We start from the raw sequence: 6,554 nt of genomic DNA on the forward strand, positions 1-6,554 counted from the left end.
CCTCAAAATAAATTAAATTGTTTAAAGGTGTCTTTATCATTAAAAGTAACCAGGTGATGCGATTCAATTAACGATTTAAGGTCCTTAGCCTGAGCAACTGGCTGTATTTCAATGCTGGCGATTTGTGCAGCTTCATGAATCAACCCTATGATTTGAGCACGGCTTTCTAAATATGCAGATAGATCGCGAGTTTCTTTGAATGAAGAAATGACAAAGTTAATATTCTTTTCTAAATTCTCACTCAAACTGCTTAGTGTTTGGTTAATTGGTGCATACTTTTCTATATGCTCTAAGACTGTTGCATGATCTAGAAAAAAACTAACTTCCAGCAATAATGAATTGTAAAAATCAATAAAGTTCGTTTCTTTTTCAAAGATGAAAATTTCTTGGCCATCTTCGTCATTAGGTATCTCAATTGAACCTTTTGAGATCTCAAAACTTTCATCCCCCAACAATGTATGCAGAATTCGGCCTAAGTGTTCTGCATGTGGTTTGCTGTTAGTAAAGTTGATTTTCAAGTTTTCATTTGAATCAGCAATACGGACTAAAATATAGTTTGTTGTGTGAAATAATTCATCTGCATTGTCAGTAAAATTCAACATTGAAATCTGATTATCTGTTCCAGCATCAGAATCAAGTTGCTTATCCAAAAATTCATGGTTATCAATAAAAAGCTTAGCTACACCGTTTGTAATAATGCTTTCGTATTCACCAAAGTTTTGTGCAAGGTATTCGCTCATTAAATTTGGCAAAACTTCTAATAAACTTTTTTTAAGATCCGATAATTCAATAGCAGAATTGAATAACGAATCTGGCACAAGGTTCTCTACCTCTTCATCAAGCGCTTCATCGTTTGGTGACAACCCTTTTTGCTGTGCAATTGCATTACGGAAGGAAGCCATAATTGAGATTGTCAAAATTGAAAGTGTTACCGTTTTAATCCATTCACTTTTCACATCGTTAGGCACGTAAAAAGCGCAATTACTAACCCACTGGTGTTTATGATTAAGAATCCGCTTTAAAGGGGTTTTAGTGGCTGGAAAAATTTCAAAGACAGTATTTAAGATTGGGTTTTTACCCAATTTGATACTTTTATTATTACCGTAAAAATAGATGCTGCGAATATCAGACATAATATACTTTCTTAAACTTAACGTTGGTTACATATTATCACTGATTTAGTTTTAAAAAATATTTTTTAAAACTATTAATTTTATTTTTTTGTGTTTTAATTCTGCCCTTGAGCACTGCTTTTAAAACCTAAGAAAATAGGTAACTTTTGCTTAGGCTACGGTGGAAACATGGTATTACAGTGTTATTTGGTAGCTAAAAAAATAAACATTAATAAACTATTGATAGTAAAAGAGATAAGGAATAGATAGATTTCTTTGCGTGTAGGGATGTACTTTTCATCAAACATTTTGTTTATCGCATACAGAACTGAAGAAAAACATAAAATGAATATGATGATTTGCAATATATATGATGGAGTATTGAGGGTTTCTGGTAGATATTTAATCTTGTATATCGTTGTATTTAAAAACATTTCAAACACAAAGAATACAACTACAAAGATGTAGCAAATATTGAAAATGGCAACTAAGTTGTATGCCGATTTGAGTACCAGGCCTGTCATCGATTGTTCACTTGAATCAATCTCACCCGTTTTTGGAATTTTAAAAAGCACAATGCATTCCAGTTTTAAGAGTGTATCTATTATACTTTTAGAATACCTTTTATCAACTATAAAACTTTGTTATTAAAATAAAAAAATGGCCATTTAAGACCACTTTAAAACACCCTACCCCCTTTTAAGACTAGCCGTTGTGCTTATCTTTAGAATCACGGTAAGTAGAGATATGGTAGAAGAAAAAGCACGATAAAAGTGAGAAAAGCACCAACCCGAACGTGTTCCAAAATCTGCTATTTGATAGTTCAGAAATACGTTTATTGATTTCTGAGATAACACATGGATTCGCTTTTGCAACTTCAACATTTACATTGCAGACTTCAGCATATTGGAATAGGAATGTTTTATGGCCAATGTCATACATTTCTTGGATCTGGTTAATATTGGTCGTATTCAGAAAAACCATAGCAAGAGAGATCAGTGCTACAAATATAGAGATAACAAGAAAGCACTTCACAATGATTTCACGAGCCACATCATCAACACCACTTAAATATCTTTCGAGCAATATATTTAGCTTAGTTCGACCATCAAGGATAATGTTATAGTCATGTTTTACTTCATTATTTCCTGTATTGTTTTGATTTGTTGGTTCAACAGGAATGTCAGATAATTCGGCTGGTAAAGTGACTGCAACTACATCTTTTTGTTCTTCAGGTGCTAAACTTTTATTGCTGCTGTTTGATACAAAATCTTTTAATAAGGGTACTGGCTCACTTTTAAGGTGTTCTGTTTTTACATCCTCGTGAGCTGACTCATTTGCATCGAACAAGATCTTGTCTGTTCTTTCTGTATGTTTGAGATGTATATATTGATAAATAAAATAATTGATCTTTTGCTGTAAGACCGGGCTTTTATCAACTTCACTTTCCACATCTGCACCAAAAGTCTCAGTTATAGATGATTTTAATTCTTGTACTTCGGATTGATTGAGCAATTGATATAGTTCATATATTGTTTTAGAACTGATCATGATAAAACCCACATTAATATGCATTAAACTGTTAGTAGTATATAGAATGTGGTTTTAAAATAAATAGGTATGTTTTAAGAATAAAAAAAAACCGCCTTTTAAGGACGGTTTTAAAAGGGGGTTTAATTAGTATAAACAGTTGCCGTTTGCACCAATAGAGCGTCCATTCTGGCTTAAATACCGTTGTACGGTGTTAGCAACATCTCTTGGGAGTTGATTATTCACTTTTTGTATAACATCGACTTTGTATTTATTCTGACAACTCACAATACCAGCCAACATGTTATTGATCAGTGATGTATTGTCTTTACCATCCAATTTACGTGTTTCTTCGTTTATCACTATGAATTGAACAATATTTAGATAGTTATTCGTGAGGTTGTCACCACTTTTTGATGACTTGTTTAGATTCTCAATGGTCGAATTCAAGTTATTCATTCGTGCTTCAAGGCCAGAATCACCAGTGACATTTGCATTATTGTTTTGGTAACGCGTAGCTGTGGTGTTCCGATTAGAATTATATTGTCTTTGCTGTATCGGCTGTTGCTGAACCTGAACTGGTGCTTGCTGTTGAACTTGACCAGGTGCTTGCTGTTGAACTTGACCAGGTGCTTGCTGTTGTTGAGCTGGCACTTGCTGAGTTGATTCTTCATTTGAAGTTGCTTTTTTATACCAATCACTAAAATCGGCATTTGCACTACTACTCAATATAGTAGCCGTAAAAATTGCACATAAATAAAGTTTATTATTCATTGTCTGAACTCTCTTTACCGTTGTAGTTCGCTGGACTAATAGCTTTTAAACTGAACTCATTTGCAAGTTTCCACAACCGCATAAATGTCTTTTGCTTTTCTTGTACCCAATAGTCCTTATCTTTTTTTAGAAGATTCTTCAATACATCTGAGTTCAAGTGGAAATTATCATCAAAAAAATGTTCAAACAGGAGTTCTGTTAAATAGTTTTGAGTTAACGTTTTTTTATTTTCATTACCTGTACCAAAGAATATTTGGCAAAGCTTTGTGCTTTCACATACGAGATCTATGTATTTTTTCTCGTCTGCATTTCGCTGGTGGCGCAAATGAGGATGTGTAATAAAAATAGAATTACGTATGAAAGCATAATCAATAATTACAGTAGCTTCCGTTTTCTTTGAAATGTACTCAGCGTTTGTAAGAATTTCACAAGTGGTAACATCAACTTTGTCGCGAATATTAATGAATTCGCTTGAGAAAGTAGATGCACTTTTGTTTTCGATCTCAACTTTCTTATCACGATTTCTCAGATAAAGTAAATTATCTGCTTGCTTCATATCGTTTAGGAATCTTTCAAAGAAGTGATTACTTTTATATAGATCTTCTAGAGCTCGCGTAACATAAGACGCAACCAAATTAAGATTTTTAGCTAAATATGATGGTCCATTCTTAGTTGTATAAGCAGCTAAACGATCCTTAACAAGTTCTATTACTTTTTCAGGTTCACCATTATTCAATCGAATTGCTGAAGTGAAGAGCGCATTACTGATTTTAAGCTCATTGCCCTGTTCATCCTGAACCTTTGCACACATTTCATTTAATGTATTAAGCGCTTTACGATAGTTGGACTTCAACTGAATCTGAAAACGATAATTGCAAAAATTGTCACGATCTGGTGTACGCTTATTGCATGGTTCATACTTAACAGAAATAAATAATTCAATAGATGGATTGTTATTCAGTCTTTCTAATGAAACAAGAAGTCGTTTACGGTAAAAATCACTTGCTTTGTATTTAAATTCTACTGAAAACTCGGTTAATGCTTTGAAGTCAATGTAAGGAATAACCACTTCGCCACGAAACTCATTGATCTTCATCAAGTTATACATATAAAGATCAAAACGGTCCTTAAATCCAAGAACCGTTAAAGTGTCGAGAACTGTGTAGCGCCCCTTTTTATCAAAATCTAATTCAGATAGATTGGCAATCAACGTTTCTTCAAGCTGATAGCAAATAAACGCATTGTTATCTAATTCAAAATAGCCCGTACTGGCAAACATTCTTTTATGAGTTACGCTGTCTACGTCATTTCTTGAAAATGGTTCGCTGTCCATTTGGCGTAAAGAGCTCATTGGTAGCATCACTTTACCAACACTATTTAGCGTATTCCATGCCAAAGATTTGATACGGCCATTGCTAAGGTAATTAGCTTTATTTTTGAATAAAAGAATTTGACGGATGTATTCAAAATTCAGAACAAAGTTGTTCGCTAGTTGTAATGCTTCAATTTGGGATAATTCAGGTTTTTCAGCGATAACGCGCTGCAGCTGATGTGCATACTTATTTTTGGCATTCACCAACATTAAGTAAAAAATGAATTGATCAACAACTGGAATATCTAGATAACATTCGACTATGAAATTACTGATTTTGTTGCCGTAACCCAAGAGATCCATGGTTTTTGTTTCGGCATTAATAATTGAGTCTTTGATTGACTGCGATAATCCAAAAATTTCATCTTCTGAAATTCCTTTACTTATGCAGACTTGTGAAGAATCTTGCATAACTGCTCCACTTTAAACAACGTACAACGTACATTGCCTGAGATTGAATTAAAAAATAAAACTAAAAATATATTTGCAACCCAACTAACGTTGTAGTCTTTTCGCTTTAAAGCTGTGTATATACTAACTAAATTTTAGACAATAAAAAAGCCTCGTCAGAGGCCTAATTACGCAATTAACATTATTTGTTGACCGATCTGCGGTAACTCTAGTTTAGAAGTAGTGAACCTGTATGGTAGCTTCTCATATATGCTTTTAAAACTAAGAGAATTTCTAAAAAAATCAAAACTTTTAGTGAGTTTAAAAGTAATATCGCCACTTGATAAGATTTGAATTTCGTCAATCATAGGTGCTGCAGCTTGCTTCACATCTGTATCAATCATAAATGATAAATCACAAGCTTCTCGCATGATCTGGTTGATAGTTTTCTTATTAAAATCTAGACCTGTAACGTGGTTAACTTTTTCAGCTGATACAACGTATCTACCGTCTTCTGCAGAATAAAATGCATTTAAATTATCAACTAGAATAAGCAATTCGGCAGATAAAACACCTTTTAGCAAAATATCAGACGAGCCAGAGCTAAACACATTGAAGTTAATGAGTATTTTTTGATGTCTAAGACTAAATGATTGAAATTGCATATCTCGAATTCCCATAGGCATTCTGAGTAGACATTATAGCATCAATTCGTTAATTAGACTACGATTAAAAGCATTTTTAACAGTAATTTCTTAATAAATAAGACTATGAAAAACAGTGCCTTATATGAGAAATATTCACAATTACAATGTAAGTTAACCAATGTAATACTTGATCAAAAAAAATATGTGCTCAAGATAGGCACCCAGCGAAACTTTTTTATATGTGGATGTAAACTTTCTTCCGTCCTAATGACGTAAGTCATTGATTTATAGTGATGCCAAAATACGAGCGAAAGTTTTTTATAACTGGATGTAAACTTTCTTCCGTCCTAATGACGTAAGTTATTGATTTATAGTGGTGCCAAAATACGAGCGAAAGTTTTTTATAACTGGATATAAACTTTCTTCCGTCCTAATGACGTAAGTTATTGATTTATAGTGGTGCCAAAATACGAGCGAAAGTTTTTTATAACTGGATGTAAACTTTCTTCCGTCCTAATGACGTAAGTTATTGATTTATAGTGATGCCAAAATACGAGCGAAAGTTTTTTACAACTGGATGTAAACTTTCTTCCGTCCTAATGACGTAAGTTATTGATTTATAGTGGTGCCAATATACGAGCGAAAGTTTTTTACAACTGGATGTAAACTTTCTTCCGTCCTAATGACATAAGTTATTGATTTATAGTAGTGCCAAAATACGAGCGAAAG

5 protein-coding genes are annotated in these 6,554 nt (G+C 33.2%); all 5 read right to left on the reverse strand.

The window, feature by feature from the left end; all coding sequences use genetic code 11:
* Positions 1–2: 2 nt before the first annotated feature.
* Entirely contained in the window at positions 3–1,133 is a 1,131-nt protein-coding gene (locus FTT84_RS02060) for a hypothetical protein (RefSeq protein ID WP_180079758.1), read from the reverse strand.
* 684 nt (positions 1,134–1,817) lie between these two features.
* A complete protein-coding gene (locus FTT84_RS02065) occupies positions 1,818–2,663 on the reverse strand; it encodes a hypothetical protein (RefSeq protein WP_257223344.1) in 846 nt (281 codons plus the stop codon).
* A gap of 126 nt (positions 2,664–2,789) precedes the next feature.
* Complete coding sequence (locus FTT84_RS02070) at positions 2,790–3,416, reverse strand: transporter (protein ID WP_180079754.1); 627 nt, start codon at positions 3,414–3,416, stop codon at positions 2,790–2,792.
* A complete protein-coding gene (locus FTT84_RS02075) occupies positions 3,409–5,199 on the reverse strand; it encodes a hypothetical protein (RefSeq protein ID WP_005005779.1) in 1,791 nt (596 codons plus the stop codon). Before FTT84_RS02075 ends, FTT84_RS02070 begins: the two co-directional genes overlap by 8 nt.
* A gap of 167 nt (positions 5,200–5,366) precedes the next feature.
* Complete coding sequence (locus FTT84_RS02080) at positions 5,367–5,843, reverse strand: hypothetical protein (protein WP_044432065.1); 477 nt, start codon at positions 5,841–5,843, stop codon at positions 5,367–5,369.
* Positions 5,844–6,554 lie beyond the last annotated feature (711 nt).

Origin of the sequence: Acinetobacter sp. YH01019 (assembly GCF_013420285.1) — a bacterium.
GTDB classification, from domain to species: domain Bacteria; phylum Pseudomonadota; class Gammaproteobacteria; order Pseudomonadales; family Moraxellaceae; genus Acinetobacter; species Acinetobacter gandensis.